This window comes from Pseudoflavonifractor hominis (genome assembly GCF_014288125.1).
GTDB classification, from domain to species: Bacteria; Bacillota; Clostridia; order Oscillospirales; family Oscillospiraceae; genus Pseudoflavonifractor_A; species Pseudoflavonifractor_A gallinarum.
The window spans coordinates 183,895-204,138 of sequence record NZ_JACOPR010000005.1 but is presented as its reverse complement, the minus strand read 5'-3'; the positions used below and the strand labels follow the sequence as shown (position 1 = coordinate 204,138).

The following is a 20,244-nucleotide window of genomic DNA, read 5'->3' as shown; positions in this document are numbered from 1 at the left end:
TTTTTCTGTGTTTGAAGTAATTAAGACGGAGGGGCGGGCCCGCCGGGGCGTTTTCCAGTGTGCCCACGGCACGGTGCAGACCCCTGTTTTCATGAATGTGGGAACCCAGGGCGCCATCAAGGGCGCGGTATCCGCCCACGACCTGAAGGAGATCGGGTGCCAGGTGGAGCTCTCCAACACCTACCACCTGCACCTGCGCCCGGGGGACAAGGTGGTCCGGGACATGGGAGGCCTCCACGCCTTCATGGACTGGGACGGCCCCATCCTCACCGATTCCGGCGGATTCCAGGTGTTCTCCCTCTCCGGGCTGCGCAAGATCAAGGAGGAGGGCGTCACCTTCGCCTCCCACATCGACGGACGGCGCATCTTCATGGGACCGGAGGAGTCCATGCAGATCCAGTCCAATCTGGGCTCGGACATCGCCATGGCCTTTGACGAGTGCGTGGAGAATCCCGCCACCTATGAGTACGCCAAGGCCTCCTGCGAGCGGACCCTCCGCTGGCTGGAGCGGTGCAAGAAGGAGCACGACCGGCTCAACGCCCAGCCCGACGCGGTGAACCCCCAGCAGATGCTCTTCGGCATCAACCAGGGCGCCACCTTCCCCGACCTGCGGGTCTGGCACATGAAGGAAACCGCCAAGATCCCCTGTGACGGCTATGCCATCGGCGGCCTTGCGGTGGGTGAGCCCACGCAGGTCATGTACGACATCATCGACGCGGTGGAGCCCCACATGCCCCCGGACAAGCCACGCTATCTCATGGGCGTGGGGACCCCCTCCAACATCATCGAGGCAGTGGCCCGGGGCGTGGATTTCTTCGACTGCGTGATGCCCGCCCGCAACGCCCGCCACGGCAAGCTCTACACCTGGGAGGGCTCCATCAACATCAAGAACGAGAAGTACAAGCTGGACCGGAGCCCCATCGATCCGGAGTGCCGCTGCCCCGCCTGTCAGCACTTCTCCCGGGCCTACCTGCGCCATCTCTTCGCCGCAGGGGAGATGCTGGCCATGCGCCTGGCCGTGCTGCACAACCTGTACTTCTACAACAGCCTCATGGCGCGCATCCGCGCCGAACTGGACGCCGGGACCTTTGCCCAGTTCCGGGCCGAGTACAGCGAAAAGCTGGACCGCCGCCTGTAACGTGCGGCCCATTCTGGGAAAAATCGCAAAAACACTTGTCAAACGGACAAGCCTGCCGTATAATATCTTTCACGTGCAAAGCGTGATGGAACTTTGATTTTGGAGGAGATTATTTTGAACGGAATCGGAACTGCACTTCTGACGGGCAGTGATACTGCAAGCATGGTCAGCATGATCCTGCCCTTTGTCCTGCTGATCGCCATTTTCTACTTTATGCTGATCCGTCCCGAGAACAAGAAGAAGAAGGCCATGGAGAAGATGCGCTCCGAGCTGGCCGTGGGCGACGTCATCACCACCATCGGCGGCATCGTGGGCACCATCTGCGCCGTCAAGGAGGAGACCATCGTCATCGAGACCGGCGCCGACCGTGTGCGCATCGAGTTCACCAAGTGGGCTGTCTCCACCAAGGGCCAGCAGACGGACGCTGCCACGAAATAATGGATCAAAAGATTCCTGTCCCTTCCGGAGGCGGGAATCTTTTTTTATCTCCGGTCCGGCATGACCGCTCCATGCGCCTCATAGAATGGGAGCAGAATCGATGAGGAAGGGGAGAGCGCTGTGCCGAAAAAAGAAGAGGGGCCGAAAGAATTGTGGACCCGCTACGCAGGCGGCATCCTGCTGGGCGGATGCATCGCCCTGGGCCTGTGCCTGCTTTTACTGCTTGCCGCCTCGGCGGCCATCTATCTGGGCGCCCTGAAGGAGTCTCATATGGACCGCATCACGCTGGCCGCGTGTGTTCTGGGAACCTTTTTGGGCGCGCTGTGGGCCGTGAAGCGCTGCGCACGGCGGGCGCTGCCCGTGGGCGCTGGGACCGGAGCGGTGGTTTTGCTCCTGCTGCTCCTGGTGGGAAGCCTTGCCTTTCACGCCCAGCCCCTGGAAAACGGATGGGTCGCGCTGGCGCTGGCCTGCCTGCTGGGCGGGTGCGGCGCGGGGCTGCGCAGTCAGTTGATGACGCCCCGCCGGAAAAAACGGCGAAAGTGATTGAAATTTCTTCCGGTCTATGCTATACTAATTGCGGTTATCCTATATCAAATGGGAGGGAAACAGAAATGAAGCATATCAAGACGCTCAACGGCGCTACCCTGAAGAACAGCGCTGCTCACGGCGGCTGCGGCGAGTGCCAGACCTCTTGCCAGTCCGCCTGTAAGACCTCTTGCACCGTCGCCAACCAGAAGTGCGAGAACAACAAGTAAGAGGCAGAACCAACACACATGGTTGAAAAGGGTGGGGCTTCCCACCCTTTTTCCATGCTACGTAAGCGCATACGTCCCCGCGATACCGGGACGCTCAATCTGATTTGGAGGATCGAAAGAACATGGTACATACCTTTCAAGCCCTTGGGGTCAATATCGCGGTGGATGTCAACAGCGGCGCGGTCCACGTGCTGGACGAGGTGACCTACCACCTGCTGGAGAAGGTGACCCCTCCCATGGGGGAGCACTGCCCGGAGGACATCAAGGCCGCTCTGTCCCAGTACGATCCCGCCGCGCTGGAGGAGGCGTGGCAGGAGCTGCGCGGCCTGGCCGCCGAGGGACTCCTCTTTGAGGAGGACGACTACATCGACCGGGAGAAGGCTGCCTCCATGCAGCAGTCCGCCCTGGTCAAGGCCCTGTGCCTCCACGTGTCCCACGACTGCAACCTGCGGTGCAAGTACTGCTTCGCCTCCACCGGCGATTTCGGCACCGGCCACCGCATGACCATGGACGTGGAGACCGCCAAGAAAGCCATCGACTTCGTCATCGAGAAGTCCGGTCCCCGCCGCAACATCGAGGTGGACTTCTTCGGCGGCGAGCCCCTCATGGCCATGGAGACCGTGAAGGAGACCGTGGCCTACGCCCGCTCCATCGAGAAGGAGAAGGGGAAGTGCTTCCGCTTCACCATTACCACCAACGGCGTGCTCCTGAGCGACGAGAACATCGAGTACATCAACCGCGAGATGTCCAATGCGGTGCTCTCCATTGACGGACGCAAGGAGGTCAACGACGACCTGCGCCCCACCGTGAACGGGAAGGGGAGCTACGACGTGATCGTGCCCAAGTTCAAGAAACTCATCGAGGGCCGGGGCACCAAGGACTACTACCTGCGCGGCACCTTCACCCGCTTCCACAAGGACTTCGCGGAGGACGTGAAGGCTCTGGCCGCCATCGGCCGGAACATCTCGGTGGAGCCGGTGGTGGGCAAGGAGGACGATCCCTATGCCCTCCAGGAGTCCGATCTGCCCGAGCTGGAGGCCGAGTACGAGCGCCTGGCCGAGTACCTCAAGGACCACCCCGAGACCAACTTCTTCCACTTCAATGTGGATCTGGCCCAGGGTCCCTGCGTGATCAAGCGCCTGCGCGGCTGCGGCGCCGGATGTGAGTATGTGGCCATCACGCCGGAAGGGGATATCTACCCCTGCCACCAGTTCGTGGGCAACGAGGAGTACAAGCTGGGCAACATCTACGACGGCACCTTTGATATGGAGCTGTCCGGAAAGTTTGCCGGTCTGAACATCTACACCCGCGAGGAGTGCGGCAACTGCTGGGCCCGCTTCTATTGCAGCGGCGGGTGCAGCGCGTCCAACCTGCTGGTCAATGGCGATATCAAGCACCCCCACCATGTGGGATGCGTGCTGGAGCGCAAGCGGCTGGAGTGTGCCATTGCACTGCGCGCCATTGCGTCCGGGATGGCGGATTAACTTTGACAACAAAACGGATACCGCTACATTTTGCGGTATCCGTTTTGTATATCGCTATATCTTGCGTTTTGTGGCCCCCGTTTGGGGGCCACATCTTTTTTCGCATTCTGAAATTTACATAATACTGTATACATAATGCGTTATCATAATTGACAAAAATCGGGTAGTTTTGGAAATCCTCTTGCATAATTGTATTATGTAGATTATTATAATTATGGATGAATCCAGTCCGTTGTTTTTCTGTGCTTCTAAAGGCCTCCCTCCTCCGCATAGGATGGGGTGGAGGTGAGAGAGATGCATAAACCCACTGCAAAAGTCTGGGACGTGCCGTCCGGCCTGAGTGCGGCGCTCGCTGTGACATCGATCTGCTTTTTCCTGGGCGGATGCCTGGGGTGTCTGTTGGCGGTGCGGGTCGGCGGGGGAGGGAACGACCTCCTCGCGGAATATCTGACCTCCTTTTTACAGAGCGTACAGGTGCAGCCCGCATCTCCTCCGCTGCTGATCTCCGTCTGGGAGACCATACGCTGGCCGCTTCTGGTGTTCGGACTGGGGTTTACCACGCTGGGGCTTCTGGGTATCCCGCTGGTTTTTTCCGTGCGGGGATTCCTCCTGGCCTTTTCCATCGCCTCGTTCGTCAAGATGTTCGGGGCGAGCGGCGCGCTGCTGGCCTTCGTGGTCTTTGGCGTGTCCGGCTGTATCGCGCTTCCGGCGCTGTTCGTCCTGGGCGTACAGGGTTGGATCGCGTCCCGCTGTCTGGCCACCCGCATGCTGGGGGACGGACGGCGTACCCTCCCGTATGGGAGACTCTATTTTTTGCGCTGCGGGGTGTGTGCCTGCGCGCTGTGTGTGTGTATCTTTTTAGAATCCGTGGTCGTCCCCTCGCTGCTGGCGGGCGCGGCCGGACTGTTTCCCCTCTAGGAAACCGGTAAATAGCGAAAAAGAAGGTGTTGGATGATGGACTGTTATCAAGAGTATGAGCGTTATCTGGCGGAGGAGAAAAAAGTAGCCTCCAATACATTGAGCTCGTATCTTCGTGATATCCGCCAGTTTTTGCACTGGCTGGAGGGTGCAGGCAAGCTGCCTGAGCAAGTAAAACAGTCAGACGTCGAATCCTACACGCAGTTTCTCTCCTCCGAGGGGAAATCGGCCGCGACGGTGACCCGTTCTCTGGCCTCGCTGAAATCCTTTTACAGCTTCCTGATCCGTCAGGGCGTGGTGGAGGTCAACCCCGCCCGGGGGCTCTCTCCGGCCAAGGTGGAGCGCAAGCTCCCCCAGATCCTGACCAGCAAGGAAGTGGAGCTCTTTCTGGAGCAGCCCGACGCCTCGGACGCCAAGGGCTGCCGGGACCGGGCCATGCTGGAGCTGCTCTATGCCACCGGCATCCGGGTGAGCGAGCTGATCGGCCTGAATATGGACCACATCAACCTGAGCGCCGCCTTTATCCGCTGCTCCGGCCGGGACCGGGAGCGGATCATCCCCCTGTATCCGGCAGCGGTGCGGGCCCTGAGCGATTACATCGAGCATGTGCGCCCCCAGATGATCGAGCACCCGGACGAACAGGCCCTCTTCGTCAACATGAGCGGTGAGCGGATGAGCCGCCAGGGCTTCTGGAAGCTCATCAAATACTATCAGGAGAAGGCGGGCATCCAGAAGGAGATCACCCCCCATACCCTGCGCCACTCCTTTGCGGCCCACCTGCTGGAGAACGGGGCCGACCTGCGCTCCATTCAGGAAATGCTGGGACACGCCGACATCTCCTCCACCCAGATCTACACCCAGATCGTCAGCCAGAAGCTGAAGGACGTCTACCGCAAGGCCCATCCAAGGGCATAAACCTGTCTCAAAAACGCATGGCATTTTTGAGAGGGGATACACTTTCTCGTCATGCCGAAAGCCGGTGCGCGGATGCGCGCCGGCTTTTCCTATCTCCACACGAGAGAGGCAGAGAAATCTCCTTTTCATTTTCAAACGTCTGTGCTACAATAAAGAAGATTGAGCGCCGGGTCTATGCCCGGCCCAGAGGATCGGAACACCGGGCAGGGAGGAAGGACATGGTTATTTTAGGCATCGACCCGGGATTTGCCATCGTGGGCTTCGGCATCCTGGAGGCCGACCGGAATGCCCAGCGTCTGCTCCGGTGCGGGGCCATCACGACACCGGCTGGGGTGCCCCTCCCTGGGCGCCTTCGGCAGATCTTCGAGGATATGCACCAGCTGCTGACCACCTTCCGGCCGGACGCCATGGCGGTGGAGGAGCTCTTTTTCAACCAGAACGTGACCACCGGTATCGGTGTGGCCCAGGCCAGAGGGGTGATCCTCCTGGCCGCCGAACAGGAGGGGGTCCCCATTTTTGAGTACAGCCCCTCCCAGGTCAAGCAGGCCGTGGCCGGCTATGGAAAGGCCGAAAAGCGCCAGGTCATGGAGATGACCCGCAAGCTGCTGCGCCTCTCCGCCGTCCCCAAGCCGGACGACGCCGCCGACGCGGTGGCCATCGCCCTGTGCCACGCCAGATCCTTTACCTCGCGGCTGAGTCTTCTGGACTCCGCCCGCCCGGGCAGCGGCCGCTACGCCGCCCGGACCAGATCATAACAGGATTGGAGAAACAACAGCGTATGTTTTACTATGTCAGCGGTACCGTGGCCCATGTGGAGCCCTATCTGGCGGTGATCGACTGCGGTGGGGTGGGCTATGCCTGCCGGACCACCAACCAGAGTCTCTCCCGCCTCACCGTAGGGGAGAAGGGGAAGCTCTTCACCCATCTCTACGTGCGGGAGGAGATCTTTGAGCTCTACGGCTTTGCCACCGAGGATGAGCTCAACTGCTTCCGGCTGCTCATCGGCGTGTCGGGCGTGGGACCCAAGGCCGCCCTCTCCATCCTCTCGGCCACCACGCCGGAGGGGCTGGCCATGAGCATCATCACCGGGGACGAGAAGGCCCTCACCGTGGCCCAGGGCATCGGGAAGAAGATCGCCCAGCGCATCATCCTGGAGCTCAAGGACAAGCTGGCCAAGGGACAGATCTCCCCCAAGGGCGAGAGCTACGGCGGCACCGGTGTGACCGTCATTCCCCAGAACAAGTCCAGCGAGGCCTCCGCCGCCCTGGCCGTGCTGGGATACAGCCAGAGCGAGGTGGCCATGGCCCTCAAGGGCATCGACGTGGAGGCCCTCAGCCTGGAGGACATCATCAAGCAGGCCCTCAAGAAAATGGTAAAGGGATAATCCCGGCGTAGGAGCGGTACAGTAATGGATATCTTTCAGGGTAGGTGAGACGGTATGCGTTTTTTGGATGCACTGTTTGGAAAAAAGAAAAGGCCGACGCTTCTGGAGGATCTTGCCACGGCAAGGGATTGGATTGCCGAGGCGCTGATCTTTTCCGGCTATCAGGCAGACCACACCTTGGAGAGTCTCCGGGAGATCGACCGCTTTTTCGAGGAACAGAGCGGTCCCGGCGGATTGCTGTCCCAGCAACGGGGACAGCGGCTTTTCGGGCTGGGCGCATATATCGGCGACGTATTGATCCGGACCTATGGCGGGCATTGGGTCACGGATGACCAGGACCCGCAGGGAGAACTCAACGTGGCGGTTCAGCTGGATAACGGCAGCATGGTGTGGCCGGTTCAGAGGGCCATGAAGCGCTATCAGAACGGACCGGACGACGGGATCTATCTTTATGGAGCAGCCCTGGGCTCCCATGGAGCACACGCCCAGAACCAGGGCAGCAAGTGAGGAAGTGAGATTTTGAGCATTGACTTTTCGGACGACGGGAGCCTGGAGACCAGAGAGCCGCTGGTGACCACCTCGCTGCTCCAGGAGGACGAGGGGGAGTACTCCCTCCGGCCCAAGGTCCTCTCGGAATACATCGGACAGCGCAAGGCCAAGGACAACCTGGAGGTCTTTATCCAGGCCGCCAAGATGCGCAATGAACCCCTGGACCACGTGTTGCTCCACGGCCCCCCGGGCCTGGGCAAGACCACCCTCAGCGGGATCATCGCCAACGAGATGGGGGTCCATATCCGCATCACCTCCGGCCCGGCCATCGAGAAACCGGGGGATCTGGCCGCCCTCCTCACCAACCTGAATGAGAACGACATCCTCTTCGTGGACGAGATCCACCGGCTCAACCGCTCGGTGGAGGAGATCCTGTATCCCGCCATGGAGGATTTCGCCATCGACATCATCATCGGAAAGGGTCCCTCGGCCAACTCCATCCGCCTGGACCTGCCCAAGTTCACCCTGATCGGGGCCACCACCCGGGCGGGCCAGCTCTCCGCCCCTCTGCGGGACCGGTTCGGCGTCACCCTGCGGCTGGAGCTCTACACGCCGGAGGAGCTCTCCCTCATCGTCACCCGGAGCGCGGGCATCCTGAACGTCCCCATCGAGCCCGACGGGGCCATGGAGATCGCCCGGCGCAGCCGCGGCACCCCCCGCATCGCCAACCGGATGCTCCGCCGGGTGCGGGATTTCGCCCAGGTGAAGGCCGGGGGCGTCATCACCCGCGCAGTGGCCGACCAGGCCCTCACCGCTCTGGAGGTGGACGACCTGGGGCTGGACGCGGTGGACCGCCGGATGCTGCGCGCCATCATCGAGCACTACGGCGGCGGCCCGGTGGGGCTGGAGACCCTGGCCGCCACCATCAACGAGGAGTCCATCACCCTGGAGGACGTCTATGAGCCCTATCTCATGCAGATGGGTTTTCTCACCCGCACGCCCCGGGGCCGCTGCGTCACCCGGCAGGCCTATCTCCACCTGGGACTTCCCGTCCCGGGGGGCGCCGCCGGCGGCATGGAGCAGCTCACCTTTTAAGCCCTGCGGGGAACTGCCATCGAATCTGACTCACATTCAACGAGAATGAGGTGTATTTATGGGAAAATTGTTTGGTACGGACGGCATCCGCGGCGTGGTCAACGCCGGTCTGGACGCCACTCTCGCCTATCAGGTGGGCCTGGCGGCCGCCGTGGTCATGGCCAAGGAGACCGGAAAGAGCCGCCCCCAGGTGGCCATCGGAAAGGATACCCGCATCTCCTCCGACCTGCTGGAGAGCGCCCTGATCGCGGGCCTTTGCTCCGCGGGAGCGGACGTGCTCCATCTGGGCGTGGTGCCCACCCCGGCGGTGGCCTTCCTCACGGTGGAGATGGGGGCCGACGCGGGCATCGTCATCTCGGCCTCTCACAACCCCTTTGAGCACAACGGCATCAAGATCTTCAACAGCCAGGGCTACAAGCTGCGCGACGCCCTGGAGGGGGAGATCGAGGAGATCATCCTCTCCGGACAGCTGCCCGCCCTCAAGACCCACGGGGACCTGGGCCGGGTCATCCACAAGGACGAGGAGGAGGCCCGGGCCTACATCGACCACCTGGTCTCCACCGTGGACACCGATTTTGCCGGTATGCGCATCGTGGTGGACTGCGCCAACGGCGCGGCTTCGGCCACGGCGCCGGGGCTGTTTGCCCGCTTCCCCAAGCTGCACGCCGACATCCTGCACGCCCAGCCCGACGGCATCAACATCAACAACGGCTGCGGCTCCACCCATATGGAGGACCTGAAGGCCGCTGTCGTGAAGGGCGGGTACGACCTGGGTCTGGCCTATGACGGCGACGCCGACCGCTTCCTGGCCGTGGACGAGAAGGGCGAGGACATCGACGGCGACCAGATCATGGCCGCCTGCGCACGGGTGCTCCAGGCCGAGGGCAAGCTCAACGGCAACGCCATGGTGGGCACCGTCATGAGCAACATGGGCCTGCACATCTTCGCCAAGGAGAACGGCATGGAGCTGCACTGCACCCCCGTGGGCGACCGCAACGTGCTGGAGAAGATGCTGGAGCACGACTTCGTCATCGGGGGAGAGCAGTCCGGCCACACCATTTTCCGCGCCTATGCCACCACCGGCGACGGAGAGCTCACCTCCCTCCAGTTCCTCCAGGTGCTCCACCGCTCGGGCAAGAAGGCCTCTGAGCTGGTGGCCGACTGCCGCCGGTATCCCCAGGTCCTCATCAACCTCCCGGTGGAGAGCAAGGAAAAGAAGGAAGAAATCATGGCCGCCCAGGCCCTCAAGGACGCGGTCCAGGCCAAGGAGGCCGCCCTTCAGGGGACCGGCCGCATCCTGGTGCGCCCCTCCGGAACCGAGGCCCTCATCCGCGTGATGGTGGAGGCTCAGACCGAGGAGGCAGCCCGTGCCTGCGCCGAAGAACTGGTAGATGTCATAAAAATCCTGTGAGATTTTTTGGCATAATATAAATATTTTGCATAAACGCTTGACAACAAGATATACTCTTGCGTATAATAACAGACAAGGAGCAAGAGCATGAGTGCTTTCCAACCCCAAAACTCCAATCCTTCCGACGAATGCCTGTGCGTCAGGAGCAAATCCGGCGATCGCAGCGCGGCAGAGGAGCTGGTTCTGCGCTATAACCGCGTGGTGCGTGTGTGCGCCCGGCCCTACTTTCTGGCGGGCGGTGACAGCGAGGATCTGATCCAGGAGGGGATGTTGGGACTTTGGAACGCCATCCGCGAGTACGATCCCCGGCGGGAGGTCTCCTTTCGGACCTATGCCGAGACCTGTATCCGCAACCGTTTGCGCTCCGCTATTAAAGCAGCAGCAAGAGATAAGCATTCCCCGTTGAACAATTCTGTTTCTTTCGAAACCCCGCTTTTTGACGGATTTGCCGTCCATGACATCTGTGGCAGGGAGTATCGCTGTCTGGAAAATCCGGAGGATACTCTGATCGGTCAGGAAGAAGTCCGTGAGCGAATGAATGTGCTAAAGGGCCAGTTGTCCGGTTTCGAAGCGAAGATCCTCGGGCTCTATCTGGAAGGGTTGTCCTATTCCGAGATTGCCGCTGAGGTAAAACGGTCCCCGAAATCGGTGGACAACGCTGTGCAACGTATCCGGCGGAAGGTCGCGCAGCACTTTTCATCTGGCGATGTCAGCGAGAGCTGAACGCAATATTAATCTGTCCCAGCACTTCACGGTTTCAATTCCGGACCTGGGCAAATGAGTCAAAGAGAGGGTATTTATCATGTACGAAGACAAGACTTTGGTATGCAAAGAGTGTGGCCAGGAGTTCGTGTTCACCGCTGGTGAGCAGGAGTTCTACGCAGAGCGCGGCTTCCAGAACGAGCCCCAGCGCTGCAAGGCCTGCCGTGACGCCCGCAAGGCCGCTTCCCGTGGCCCCCGCGAGTACTTCACTGCTACCTGCGCCGCCTGCGGCGGTGAGGCCCGCGTGCCCTTCGAGCCCAAGTCCGACCGTCCCGTGTACTGCAGCGATTGCTTCGCTCGTATGCGCGGCGAGCAGCAGTAAGCTCTGTATGTAAGACAAGGACGCCCCGGAGGGCGTCCTTGTTTTTTTGCGCAGGTTTCTGCGCTTTGCCACGGAGCCTCGCAGAGTTCCGCCGTCCGCAGACGGCGGAAGAGAGGGAAAGCGTGTTTTCCGGCGGCGTGTACGTCGGAAAACACTCCTCTCAGGCCGCAAGTGTGCGCGCATCCGCGCATGCGCGCCGCGGCCTGCATCCCCTTCGAAAAAATGCTTGCATTTTTGAGAGCGGAAAAAGAGTTGAAAAAGGGCGACAAATAGGATATACTACTCACGTATCCTTTTATCTTCTGATTTGGAGGTTTACCCATATGGTTCAGATTACGAAAGACACCATCATCGGCGACATCCTGGATATCGCCCCCCAGACTGCTCCTCTCTTCATGTCCATCGGCATGCACTGCCTGGGCTGCCCCTCTTCTCGCGGCGAGACCGTGGAGGAGGCCTGCATGGTCCACGGCGTCAATGTGGAGGCCCTGCTCAACGCCATCAACGAGCAGATCGCCGCTTCCGAGCAGCAGTAATCGGTACGAGAAAAAAGAGCGGCTTTTCGGCCGCTCTTTTTTGAGTTTCTCAGATCAGGAGGGAAGTTCTTGAAAACCATTGAGCTGTCGCCGCGCCTGCAGGCCGTGGCGGACCTGGTCCCACCCCAGACCAGGTTTGTGGATGTGGGGACGGATCACGCCTATCTGCCTGCCTATCTGATCCAGAAGGGGATCATCCCCAGCGCGGTGGCCTCCGATCTGCGGAAAGGGCCCCTGGAGCGCGCCCGGCAGACGGCGGAGCGCTACGGAGTCACCGATCAAATGTCCTTCCGCCTGGGCAACGGGCTGGAGCGGGTGCAGCCGGAGGAGGCCCAGACCATCGCCATCGCCGGGATGGGAGGGGAGACCATCTCCGCCATCCTCTCGGCCGCCCCCTGGTGCCGCCTGGGGGATCGGACGCTGATCCTCCAGCCCATGAGCGCGCTGCCCGAGCTGCGGGCCTGGCTCCAGCGCAGCGGCTACCGCATCCTGCGGGAGCGCCTGTGCCGGGATGGCAACACCATTTACACCATTATGCAGGTGGCAGCGGGGGAGATGCCCCCTCTGACCCCCGCGGAGTGCTGGGCCGGTTCCCGGGAGACTGCCGGGAGCGAACCGCTGCGCCCGGCGCTGCTGGAGCACCTGCTGGCCCGGGTGGAACGGGCCCTCACCGGCATCCGCCACTCGACGCGCCCGGAGGACATCCCCTGGAAAACAGAGCTGGAGTCCGTCCGGGAGGGACTCATCACCATGCAAAGGGAGTTGAAGCAAGATGAAAGTAAATGACATCTACGCCTATCTGGACCAGAGAGCGCCTTTCTCCATCCAGATGGACTTTGACAACGCCGGTTTTCTGGTGGGCCACGGGGAGCGCACGGTCTCCAAGGTCCTGATCGCCCTGGACATCACGGAAGAGGTGGTGGCCGAGGCCGCCGAGCTGGGGGCCGAGCTCATCGTGTCCCACCACCCGGTGATCTTCCATCCGGTGAAGAGCATCCGGGACAACGATCCCACCGGGCGCATCCTGCTCTCTCTGATCGAGCACCAGATCGCCGCCATCTGCGTACACACCAACCTGGACGCGGTGGCCGGCGGCGTCAACGACGCCCTGGCCCAGAAGCTGGGTCTCACCCAGCTGGAGCTCCTCCACACCGACGGGGTGGACGGGGACGGCCATCCCTACGGCGTGGGCCGTGTGGGCATGCGGGAGGGCATCCCTGAGTACGCCCCCGCCTTTGCCCAGTTCGTGAAGGAGACCCTGGGCGCCAACGGCGTGCGCTATGTGGACGCCCGCCGTCCCGTGCGGCGTGTGGCGGTGGGGGGCGGCGCCTGCGGCGACCTGCTGACCGACGCCTTCCGGATGGGCTGCGACACCTTCGTGACCTCCGATGTGAAGTACAACGGCTTCCTGGACGCCAAGGCCCTGGGCATCAATCTGATCGACGCCGGACACTATCCCACCGAGCAGGTGGTCTGTCCCGTTTTGGAGAAATGGCTGCGCGGCGCCTTCCCCGGGGTCGAGTTTGTACAGACAAAACGGCACAAAGAGGTCTTTTCTTATCTATAATCGTCACGTTTAGGGGTTGCAAAGGCCTGTGGGCTGTGCTAAACTAGTTTAGCTGATTTTTGTCGGCTGCCCGCTGGGGCAGACGTATTGATTTCTGGAGAAGGGAACGAATTGTATGTCCGGACATTCCAAGTGGCACAATATTCAGAAGACCAAGGGCGCGGCTGACGCCAAGCGGTCTCAGCTCTTTACCAAGATCGCCCGCGAGATGATCGTGGCGGTCAAGCAGGGCGGCAGCGGCGACCCCGCCAACAACTCCCGTCTGGCCACCGTCATCGCCAAGGCCAAGGCGGCCAATATGCCCAACGACAACATCAAGCGCACCATCGACAAGGCTCTGGGCGCCGGGAACAGCGACAACTTCGAGAGCGTGGTCTACGAGGGCTACGGCCCCAACGGCGTGGCCGTCATCGTGGAGGCTCTGACCGATAACCGTCAGCGCACCGCCCCCGAGGTCCGTCACCTGCTGGACAAGTACGGCAAGGGCCTGGGCGCCACCGGCTGCGTGTCCTGGTCCTTTGACCAGAAGGGCGTCATCGTCATCGAGCGGGAGGACCTGGACGAGGACACCATGATGATGGACGCCCTCGACTGCGGCGCCGACGACATGCAGGTGGAAGAGGAAGTCTTCACCGTCTACACCGCCCCCGACGCTTTCGGCGATGTGCTCGCCCAGCTGGAGGAGAAGGGCTACGCTTTCCTGGAGGCCTCCGTGCAGATGGTGCCCCAGAACTATGTCAAGCTCACCGATGAGACCGACATCAAGAACATGGAGAAGCTCATCGACCTGCTGGAGGAAAACGACGACGTGCAGAACGTCTACCACAACTGGGATCAGGACTGATCCATACCAGCAACACAAAAGAAGTCAGGTCTCCTGCGCTTTGCAGGGGCCTGACTTTTTTTGCCTTCTCACACCAAACATCTTCGCACACAAGGCCCCGCCCCACCGGGGCACGGTGGCTGTGCCTATGACCCTATCCATTTCTATGTCTATCTTTATTTCTATTTCTTTTTCTATTTCTATCCCTATATGGCGTCCCAGGTGTACGCAAACGTACACCAAAGGGCGGTCGGGAGGGTAGGGGTAGGAGGTGCTTTCCATGGCACAGAAGAAAAGTTTTCTCGTCTATTTTGACAACTACCCCATGGTCCAGGCTCTGCCGCTGGAGCAGCGGGGCCTGCTGCTGACCGCCCTCTTCGAATACGGCATGGCCGCCGGGGAGCCGGACAGTCCGTCCATCCCGGAGATCCTGGAGGCCTTTCCCGCCATGACGGAGGAGACCCGGATGGCCTGCCTCTTCATGTGTTCCAACATCCACCGGGACACCCAGCGCTGGTTGGGCCGCCAGGCCGCCCAGGAGCGCCGGCGGGCGGGGCAGGGGAGCGGCACGGAAACCGGGGAGCGCACCTATCAGGCCCGGGACGTCCTGGCCCAGATCCGCCAGGATCTGGCCCACCGCTGGGAGGTGGAATAGCCCTCTCTTCAGGGCAGCAAAAAACGCCCCGGCCATACAGCCGAGACGTTCTTTCTGGTACAAGCAGGCCTGTAAGCCGGGTTCTGTCATTTAAGACAGCCATCTATCTCGACGCACCGTTGCCGGTACGCTCCAGCCGCCTCCATGGGACGGTCGGGCCGACCATATGTCCCTCCACGGCGTTGCTCCGGATAGAGTTTACAGCGATGGACTGTTCCCAGCCATCGGGCGGGCTCTTATCTCCGCCTTTCCACCCTTACCTCGTCGGCGCAAGCTTCCTATCCCTCGCTTCGTCCCAAGGGACAAAGCTCGCTCAGTACGCTGCGCCTCCTCTCCCAACAAAAACATCTGTTTTTGTTGGGGCCCCAGAAAAGGGGACGAGGCGGTTTATCTCTGTTGCACTTTTCCTAGGGTCGCCCCCGGCGGGTGTTACCCGTTATCCTTGCCCTGCGGAGCCCGGACTTTCCTCACAGGCGGGCCTTTCGTCCCGTCTGCGCGGCTGTCCAGCCTACTTGCAAAGGGTATTGTACCCTATGGAAGAAAAATTGTCAAACAAAAAGAACGCCGCGATTCTCTTCCCACTGTTTGATATAGTGCGCAAGGTCGTGGTAATCATCCTGTTCTGCCGGCTGCAAATCACAGATAAAGCCGGCGATCTCCTCTGCACTTCTGTAATATTTCTGCAGGTGAGAATTGCCCTGCTGCAAAATGTACGATTTGAGCGCAATAGTCAGCATCTTTTTTCTTGGAAAAAACATATTTTTGGAAAAATCCATAAAAAATACTCCTTACCCTGTGTTGAGTAAAGAGTAGCATGCAGCTTCATTTATGTCAATATTAATTTTATATTATATCACTTTGTATAAACAATGTCAAGCGTTTTTTCGAGAGAAACCAGCAAGCCCATCTTCCGCAACCTGCGGGCATATCTCACGGCCGACGGATAACCGCAAGAATGGTTTGAAATTTTTGGGCGGAGGAGATATAATATATCAGTTAAACAACTGGAGTAATCCGGAAAGGGGAACGAGACCATGAGTTCCATGATACAGCAATACCTGGATGATCTCAGGGGGAAGCGGGTGGCCGTCATCGGCATCGGCGTGTCCAATACGCCCCTGATTAAAATGCTGGTGCGGGCCGGCGTGCAGGTGACCGCCTGCGACAAGCGGGACCGGGCCGACTTCGGCGGTCAGGCCGAGGCCCTGGAGAGCCTGGGCGTGACGCTGCGCCTGGGGGAGGATTATCTGGAGGGGTTGGATCAGGATGTGATCTTCCGTACCCCGGGCCTGCGGCCGGATGTTCCCCAGCTCCTGGCCGCCCGGGAGCGGGGCGCGGTTCTCACCTCGGAGATGGAGGCCTTTTTCGAGGTCTGTCCCTGCCAGATGATCGGCGTCACCGGCAGTGACGGAAAGACCACCACCACCACCATCATCGCCGGGCTTTTGAAGGCCGCGGGCTATACCACCTATGTGGGCGGCAACATCGGCAAGCCCCTGCTGCCCGACGCGGACGGGATGGAGCACGGGGACGTGGCCGTGCTGGAGCTCTCCTCCTTCCAGCTGATGACCATGCAGCGCAGCCCGGACATCGCGGTCATCACCAACCTGGCCCCCAACCACCTGGATGTACACACCTCCATGGAGGAGTATGTCTCCGCCAAGGAGAACATCTATCTCCATCAGGAGGAAGAGGGCCTGGTGGTCCTCAACGAGGACAATGAGATCACCCGCAGCTTTGCCGCCAAGGCCCCCGGCCGGGTGATGTGCTTCAGCCGGAAGCAGGAGCTGGAGCGGGGCGTCTATGTGAAGGACGGGGCCATCTGGGTCTCCGACGACAACGGCAAGCGGGAGGTGCTCCCCATCGAGGGCATCCTGCTGCCCGGCGTCCACAACGTGGAGAACTACATGGCGGCCATCGCCGCTGTGAACGGCCTGGTGCCCGACGACGTGATCCGGGAGTTTGCCGCCGCCTTCCAGGGGGTGGAGCACCGCATCGAGCTGGTGCGCACCCTGCGGGGCGTGCGCTACTACAACGACTCCATCGCCTCCAGCCCGTCCCGGACGGCGGCGGGGCTGCGCTGCTTCGACCAGCCGGTCATTCTGATCGCCGGAGGATACGATAAGCACATCCCCTTCGACACCCTGGGGCCGGAGATCGTCTCCCACGTGAAGAAGCTGGTCCTCACCGGACCCACCGCCGGCAAGATCCGCGCCGCAGTGGAGGGGGCTCCGGGTTACGCCCCGGGCCGGCCCGCCATCGTGGAGGTGGAGGACTTCGACGAAGCGGTGGCGGAGGCCAACCGGGACACGGTTCCCGGCGACGTGGTCATCCTGTCGCCCGCCTGCGCCTCCTTTGACCGGTTCAAGAACTTCATGGAGCGGGGCAACGCCTTCAAACGAATCATCCACGCGCTGGACTGAGCGCCATTCGGTTTTACCCAACACAACAGGAAGTGATATGGATTGAATATGCGAAACGCACTGGAGCAGCTGTGTGCCCAGAACGCGCCCTCCGGCTTTGAGGCCCCCGCGGCCCAGGTGGCCCGGGCTCTGCTGGAGCCCCTGATGGACGAGGTCTGGACCGACCGCATGGGCAATGTGATCGGGGTGCGCCGCTGCGGAAAGCCGGGCGCCAAAAAGCTGCTGCTGGACGCCCATCTGGACGAGATCGGGCTCATCGTCACCGGCATCGAGGAGGGTTTCCTCCGCTTTCAGACCATCGGCGGGGTGGACCCCCGGATGCTCCCCAACCGGGAGCTGAACGTGCTCACCGACCCGCCCCTCTTCGGGGTGGTGGCCTGCCTGCCCCCCCACGTGCAGAAGGAGGGGGACGACAAGCGCTCCATTCCCATCTCTGAGCTCTATGTGGACATCGGCATGCGCCAGGAGGAGGCCGAGCGCCGGGTGCCCATCGGCACCCCCATGACCTTCCGGGGAGGCTGCTTCCCACTGGGCGAGCGGGAGATCTGCGGAAAGTCCATGGACGACCGGGCCTGCTTCGTGACCCTGCTGCGGGCAGCGGAGCTGCTCCAGGGGAAGGAGCTGGACGTGGACCTCTATGTGATGGGCTCCACCCGGGAGGAGATCAGCGGCTCGGGCGCCCAGTGCGCCACCTTCGCCATCGCCCCCGACTTCTGCGTGGCGGTGGACGTGACCCACGGCCGCACGCCGGACGGTCCCAGGGAGAAGAGCTTTGAAGTGGGCGGCGGCCCGGTCATCGGGGTGGGTCCCAATATGACCCGCTGGATGACCCGCCGGGCCATGGAGAAGGCGGACGAGCGGGGCATTCCCTACCAGCTGGAGGTCATGGCCGGGCACACCGGCACCAACGGCTGGTTCATGCAGATCTGCCGGGAGGGGATCGCCACGCTGGTGGTCAGCCTGCCCCTCAAATATATGCACAGTCCCATCGAGGTCATGGATGAGCCGGACGCCGAGCAGGTGGCCCAGCTCCTGGCCGCCTTTGCCGAGGGACTGGGAGAGGAGGCGGAGACCCTATGCTGAATCTGCTGCAAGAGCTGTGCGCCTGTTCCGGCGTCTCCAGCTTTGAAGACGAGGTCCGCGCCTGTATCCGGGCTCATGCCCAGCCCTACGCGGACGAGATCCGGGTGGACGCCCTGGGGAACCTGATCGTGAAAAAGCGCGGCAAGAAGGCCACCGGCGACAAGCTGGTCCTGTGCGCCCACATGGACGAGGTGGGCCTCATCGTGCGCCACATCACCGACGAGGGGTATCTGAAATTCTCCGCGGTGGGGGGCATCGACCGCCGCGTCCTCATCGGAAAGCCCGTCAAGGTGGGGGAGAAGGGGCTCCCCGGAGTCATCGGCCTGAAGGCCTACCACCTGGTCAGCGCCGAGGAGGAAAAGGTGGTCCCCAAGCTGGACGACTACTATATCGACATCGGCGCCCGCTCCAAGGCGGAGGCCCAGGCGCTGGTCTCCCTGGGGGACTGCGCCGTCTTTGAGAGCGACTGGGTGGAGTTCGGTCAGGGTATGGTCAAGGTCAAGGCCCTGGACGACCGGGCTGGCTGCGCGGTGCTCCTGAAGCTCCTGGAGGAGGAGCTCCCCATGGACTGCACCTTTGTCTTCACCGCCCAGGAGGAGGTGGGGACCCGGGGCGCCTTCGGCGCGGCCTTCTCGGTCAAGCCCGAGATCGCCCTGGTGTTGGAGACCACCACCGCGGCCGATCTGCCCGGCATGGAGGGGCACCAGAAGGTCTGTGTCCCCGGCGCGGGCGCGGTGATCCCCTTCATGGACAAGGGCTCCATCGCCGACCGGGGGCTCTTCGAGCTGCTGCGCTCCCTGGCGGAGGAGCATCAGATCCCCTGGCAGACCAAACACTGGATTTCCGGCGGGAACGACGCCGCCGCCTTCCAGCGCGCCCGGGAAGGGGTGCGCACGGCCACCGTATCCCTGGCGGTACGGTATCTCCACGCGCCGGCCAGCGTGGCGGCCAAGCGGGATCTGGACGCCATCCTGCATCTGACCCGGCTCTTCATCGGCGCGATCGCCGCGCGCGCATAAACAGGGAGGTACCAAGATGGACATCGTAAAGATCATAGAAACACTCAACGCCTGCCACGCCCCCTCGGGAAATGAGCGGGAGATCGCCCAGGCCATTCAGACCCTCGCCGCCCCCTATGCCGACGACATCTCGGTGGATACGCTGGGCAATGTGATCGTGCACCGGAAGGGGAGCGGTCCCAAGGTGATGTTCGCCGCCCACATGGACTCCATCGGCGGGATCGTCACCCACGTGGATGAGAAGGGCTTTGTGCGCTTCGGCGCCATCGGCGGGCTCCACGCCCCCGATCTGGCCGCCACGCCGGTCCGGTTCCAGAACGGGACCCGTGGTGTGCTCTGCGTGCCCGAGAGCGCCGACCCCAAGGAGCTCAAGCTGGACGACCTCTATGTGGACATCGGCGCCTGCGACGAGGCCGAGGCCCGCAGCCAGGTGACGCTGGGTGACACCTTTGTGTATGACACCGCCTCCTTTGTGGCGGGCAAGCGCATGGTGGCCCCCTATATGGACAACCACATCTCCTGCGCCGTCCTGCTCCTGGCGCTGGAGCAGCTCCAGAAGAGCGAAAACGACCTCTATTTCGTCTTTACCGTGCAGGAGGAGGTGGGACTCCGGGGCGCCAAGACGGCGGCCTTCGCCATTGATCCCGCCTATGCCATCGCGGTGGACGTGACCTCCGCCGACGACGAGCTGGGGAGCAAGCACACCGCCACCAGCAAGCTGGGCGCGGGCGCGGCCGTCAAGGTCATGGACCGCTCGGTCCTCTGCCATCCCAGCATGGTCCGGAAGCTCAACGCACTGGCCAAGGGGCAGGGCATTCCGGTCCAGGGCGATATCATCAAGGCCGGCGGCACCGACGCCGGGGCCATCCACCAGAGCCGGGCGGGCGTGTATACCGGCGGGATCTCCATCCCCTGCCGCTACATCCACACCCCCCAGGAGATGGTGGACCTGCGGGATGTGGAGGCCTGCGCCAAGCTGGCCGCGGCCTTTGCCGGGGCGGCCCTGGAGGGCTGAGCCCATCATAGA

General features: G+C 62.0%; 24 protein-coding genes and 1 other RNA gene. 23 read left to right on the top strand and 2 right to left on the bottom strand.

Going from position 1 to position 20,244, the window contains the following annotated elements; genetic code table 11:
* Positions 1-7 precede the first annotated feature (7 nt).
* The 19 genes from tgt to H8S34_RS09985 all read left to right on the top strand — a co-directional run bounded on the left by tgt (position 8) and on the right by H8S34_RS09985 (position 14,692).
* Entirely contained in the window at positions 8-1,138 is a 1,131-nt protein-coding gene (tgt, locus tag H8S34_RS10075; protein WP_101693061.1) for a tRNA guanosine(34) transglycosylase Tgt, read from the top strand.
* A gap of 114 nt (positions 1,139-1,252) precedes the next feature.
* Entirely contained in the window at positions 1,253-1,576 is a 324-nt protein-coding gene (yajC, locus tag H8S34_RS10070; RefSeq protein ID WP_366485849.1) for a preprotein translocase subunit YajC, read from the top strand.
* A 120-nt stretch (positions 1,577-1,696) separates the two neighbouring features.
* Positions 1,697-2,119, top strand: a complete 423-nt coding sequence (locus tag H8S34_RS10065) for a TIGR04086 family membrane protein (RefSeq protein WP_186963900.1) — start codon at positions 1,697-1,699, stop codon at positions 2,117-2,119.
* A 68-nt stretch (positions 2,120-2,187) separates the two neighbouring features.
* Positions 2,188-2,331 carry a six-cysteine ranthipeptide SCIFF gene (gene scfA, locus H8S34_RS10060; RefSeq protein ID WP_101693063.1) on the top strand — a complete coding sequence of 48 codons (144 nt, stop codon included), beginning with the start codon at positions 2,188-2,190 and terminating at the stop codon, positions 2,329-2,331.
* A 122-nt stretch (positions 2,332-2,453) separates the two neighbouring features.
* Positions 2,454-3,815 carry a thioether cross-link-forming SCIFF peptide maturase gene (scfB, locus tag H8S34_RS10055; protein WP_101693064.1) on the top strand — a complete coding sequence of 454 codons (1,362 nt, stop codon included), beginning with the start codon at positions 2,454-2,456 and terminating at the stop codon, positions 3,813-3,815.
* 294 nt (positions 3,816-4,109) lie between these two features.
* Positions 4,110-4,733 carry a stage II sporulation protein M gene (locus H8S34_RS10050; protein ID WP_101693065.1) on the top strand — a complete coding sequence of 208 codons (624 nt, stop codon included), beginning with the start codon at positions 4,110-4,112 and terminating at the stop codon, positions 4,731-4,733.
* Between the two features lie 33 nt (positions 4,734-4,766).
* Positions 4,767-5,648, top strand: a complete 882-nt coding sequence (gene xerD / locus H8S34_RS10045) for a site-specific tyrosine recombinase XerD (protein ID WP_101693066.1) — start codon at positions 4,767-4,769, stop codon at positions 5,646-5,648.
* A gap of 218 nt (positions 5,649-5,866) precedes the next feature.
* Positions 5,867-6,403 (top strand): crossover junction endodeoxyribonuclease RuvC, encoded by a 537-nt coding sequence (gene ruvC, locus H8S34_RS10040; protein ID WP_101693067.1) that lies wholly within the window; start codon positions 5,867-5,869, stop codon positions 6,401-6,403.
* Positions 6,404-6,426: 23 nt separating this feature from the next.
* Positions 6,427-7,032, top strand: coding sequence for a Holliday junction branch migration protein RuvA (ruvA, locus tag H8S34_RS10035; RefSeq protein ID WP_186963899.1), 606 nt, complete (start codon positions 6,427-6,429; stop codon positions 7,030-7,032).
* A 54-nt stretch (positions 7,033-7,086) separates the two neighbouring features.
* Positions 7,087-7,539: a hypothetical protein gene (locus tag H8S34_RS10030; RefSeq protein ID WP_101693069.1), complete on the top strand. Its 453-nt coding sequence runs from the start codon at positions 7,087-7,089 to the stop codon at positions 7,537-7,539.
* Positions 7,540-7,551: 12 nt separating this feature from the next.
* On the top strand, positions 7,552-8,616 hold the full coding sequence (gene ruvB, locus H8S34_RS10025; protein WP_101693070.1) for a Holliday junction branch migration DNA helicase RuvB: 1,065 nt from the start codon (positions 7,552-7,554) through the stop codon (positions 8,614-8,616).
* A 58-nt stretch (positions 8,617-8,674) separates the two neighbouring features.
* Positions 8,675-10,027, top strand: coding sequence for a phosphoglucosamine mutase (gene glmM / locus H8S34_RS10020; RefSeq protein ID WP_186963898.1), 1,353 nt, complete (start codon positions 8,675-8,677; stop codon positions 10,025-10,027).
* Positions 10,028-10,114: 87 nt separating this feature from the next.
* The gene (locus tag H8S34_RS10015; RefSeq protein WP_101693072.1) at positions 10,115-10,750 is read left to right on the top strand and encodes a sigma-70 family RNA polymerase sigma factor; all 636 of its coding nucleotides are present in this window, start codon (positions 10,115-10,117) and stop codon (positions 10,748-10,750) included.
* A gap of 79 nt (positions 10,751-10,829) precedes the next feature.
* Positions 10,830-11,111, top strand: a complete 282-nt coding sequence (locus tag H8S34_RS10010; protein ID WP_101693073.1) for a zinc-ribbon domain containing protein — start codon at positions 10,830-10,832, stop codon at positions 11,109-11,111.
* A gap of 323 nt (positions 11,112-11,434) precedes the next feature.
* On the top strand, positions 11,435-11,647 hold the full coding sequence (locus H8S34_RS10005; RefSeq protein ID WP_101693074.1) for a DUF1858 domain-containing protein: 213 nt from the start codon (positions 11,435-11,437) through the stop codon (positions 11,645-11,647).
* A 69-nt stretch (positions 11,648-11,716) separates the two neighbouring features.
* Positions 11,717-12,433 carry a class I SAM-dependent methyltransferase gene (locus tag H8S34_RS10000; protein WP_186963897.1) on the top strand — a complete coding sequence of 239 codons (717 nt, stop codon included), beginning with the start codon at positions 11,717-11,719 and terminating at the stop codon, positions 12,431-12,433.
* Positions 12,420-13,214, top strand: a complete 795-nt coding sequence (locus tag H8S34_RS09995) for a Nif3-like dinuclear metal center hexameric protein (protein WP_101693076.1) — start codon at positions 12,420-12,422, stop codon at positions 13,212-13,214. The genes H8S34_RS10000 and H8S34_RS09995 overlap by 14 nt, the downstream gene beginning before the upstream one ends.
* Before the next feature lie 115 nt (positions 13,215-13,329).
* The gene (locus tag H8S34_RS09990) at positions 13,330-14,058 is read left to right on the top strand and encodes a YebC/PmpR family DNA-binding transcriptional regulator (protein ID WP_101693077.1); all 729 of its coding nucleotides are present in this window, start codon (positions 13,330-13,332) and stop codon (positions 14,056-14,058) included.
* 259 nt (positions 14,059-14,317) lie between these two features.
* On the top strand, positions 14,318-14,692 hold the full coding sequence (locus H8S34_RS09985; RefSeq protein ID WP_186963896.1) for a DUF6291 domain-containing protein: 375 nt from the start codon (positions 14,318-14,320) through the stop codon (positions 14,690-14,692).
* A 56-nt stretch (positions 14,693-14,748) separates the two neighbouring features.
* On the opposite strand, the gene rnpB is transcribed toward H8S34_RS09985, so the two are convergent.
* Together rnpB and H8S34_RS09975 are read right to left on the bottom strand one after the other, a co-directional pair.
* Positions 14,749-15,207: RNase P RNA component class A (gene rnpB, locus H8S34_RS09980), an RNA gene on the bottom strand.
* A gap of 33 nt (positions 15,208-15,240) precedes the next feature.
* Positions 15,241-15,468 (bottom strand): hypothetical protein, encoded by a 228-nt coding sequence (locus H8S34_RS09975; RefSeq protein ID WP_186963895.1) that lies wholly within the window; start codon positions 15,466-15,468, stop codon positions 15,241-15,243.
* Between the two features lie 258 nt (positions 15,469-15,726).
* On the opposite strand from H8S34_RS09975, the gene murD reads away from it, so the two are divergent.
* Genes murD through H8S34_RS09955 form a run of 4 tightly spaced genes read left to right on the top strand, consistent with a single transcriptional unit; the run spans position 15,727 to position 20,232 of the window.
* Positions 15,727-17,115 (top strand): UDP-N-acetylmuramoyl-L-alanine--D-glutamate ligase, encoded by a 1,389-nt coding sequence (murD, locus tag H8S34_RS09970; RefSeq protein ID WP_186963894.1) that lies wholly within the window; start codon positions 15,727-15,729, stop codon positions 17,113-17,115.
* Between the two features lie 48 nt (positions 17,116-17,163).
* A complete protein-coding gene (locus H8S34_RS09965) occupies positions 17,164-18,198 on the top strand; it encodes a zinc-binding metallopeptidase family protein (protein WP_101693980.1) in 1,035 nt (344 codons plus the stop codon).
* Positions 18,192-19,217 carry a M42 family metallopeptidase gene (locus H8S34_RS09960; RefSeq protein WP_186963893.1) on the top strand — a complete coding sequence of 342 codons (1,026 nt, stop codon included), beginning with the start codon at positions 18,192-18,194 and terminating at the stop codon, positions 19,215-19,217. Before H8S34_RS09965 ends, H8S34_RS09960 begins: the two co-directional genes overlap by 7 nt.
* Positions 19,218-19,233: 16 nt before the next feature.
* Positions 19,234-20,232 carry a M42 family metallopeptidase gene (locus H8S34_RS09955; protein ID WP_186963892.1) on the top strand — a complete coding sequence of 333 codons (999 nt, stop codon included), beginning with the start codon at positions 19,234-19,236 and terminating at the stop codon, positions 20,230-20,232.
* Positions 20,233-20,244: the final 12 nt, after the last annotated feature.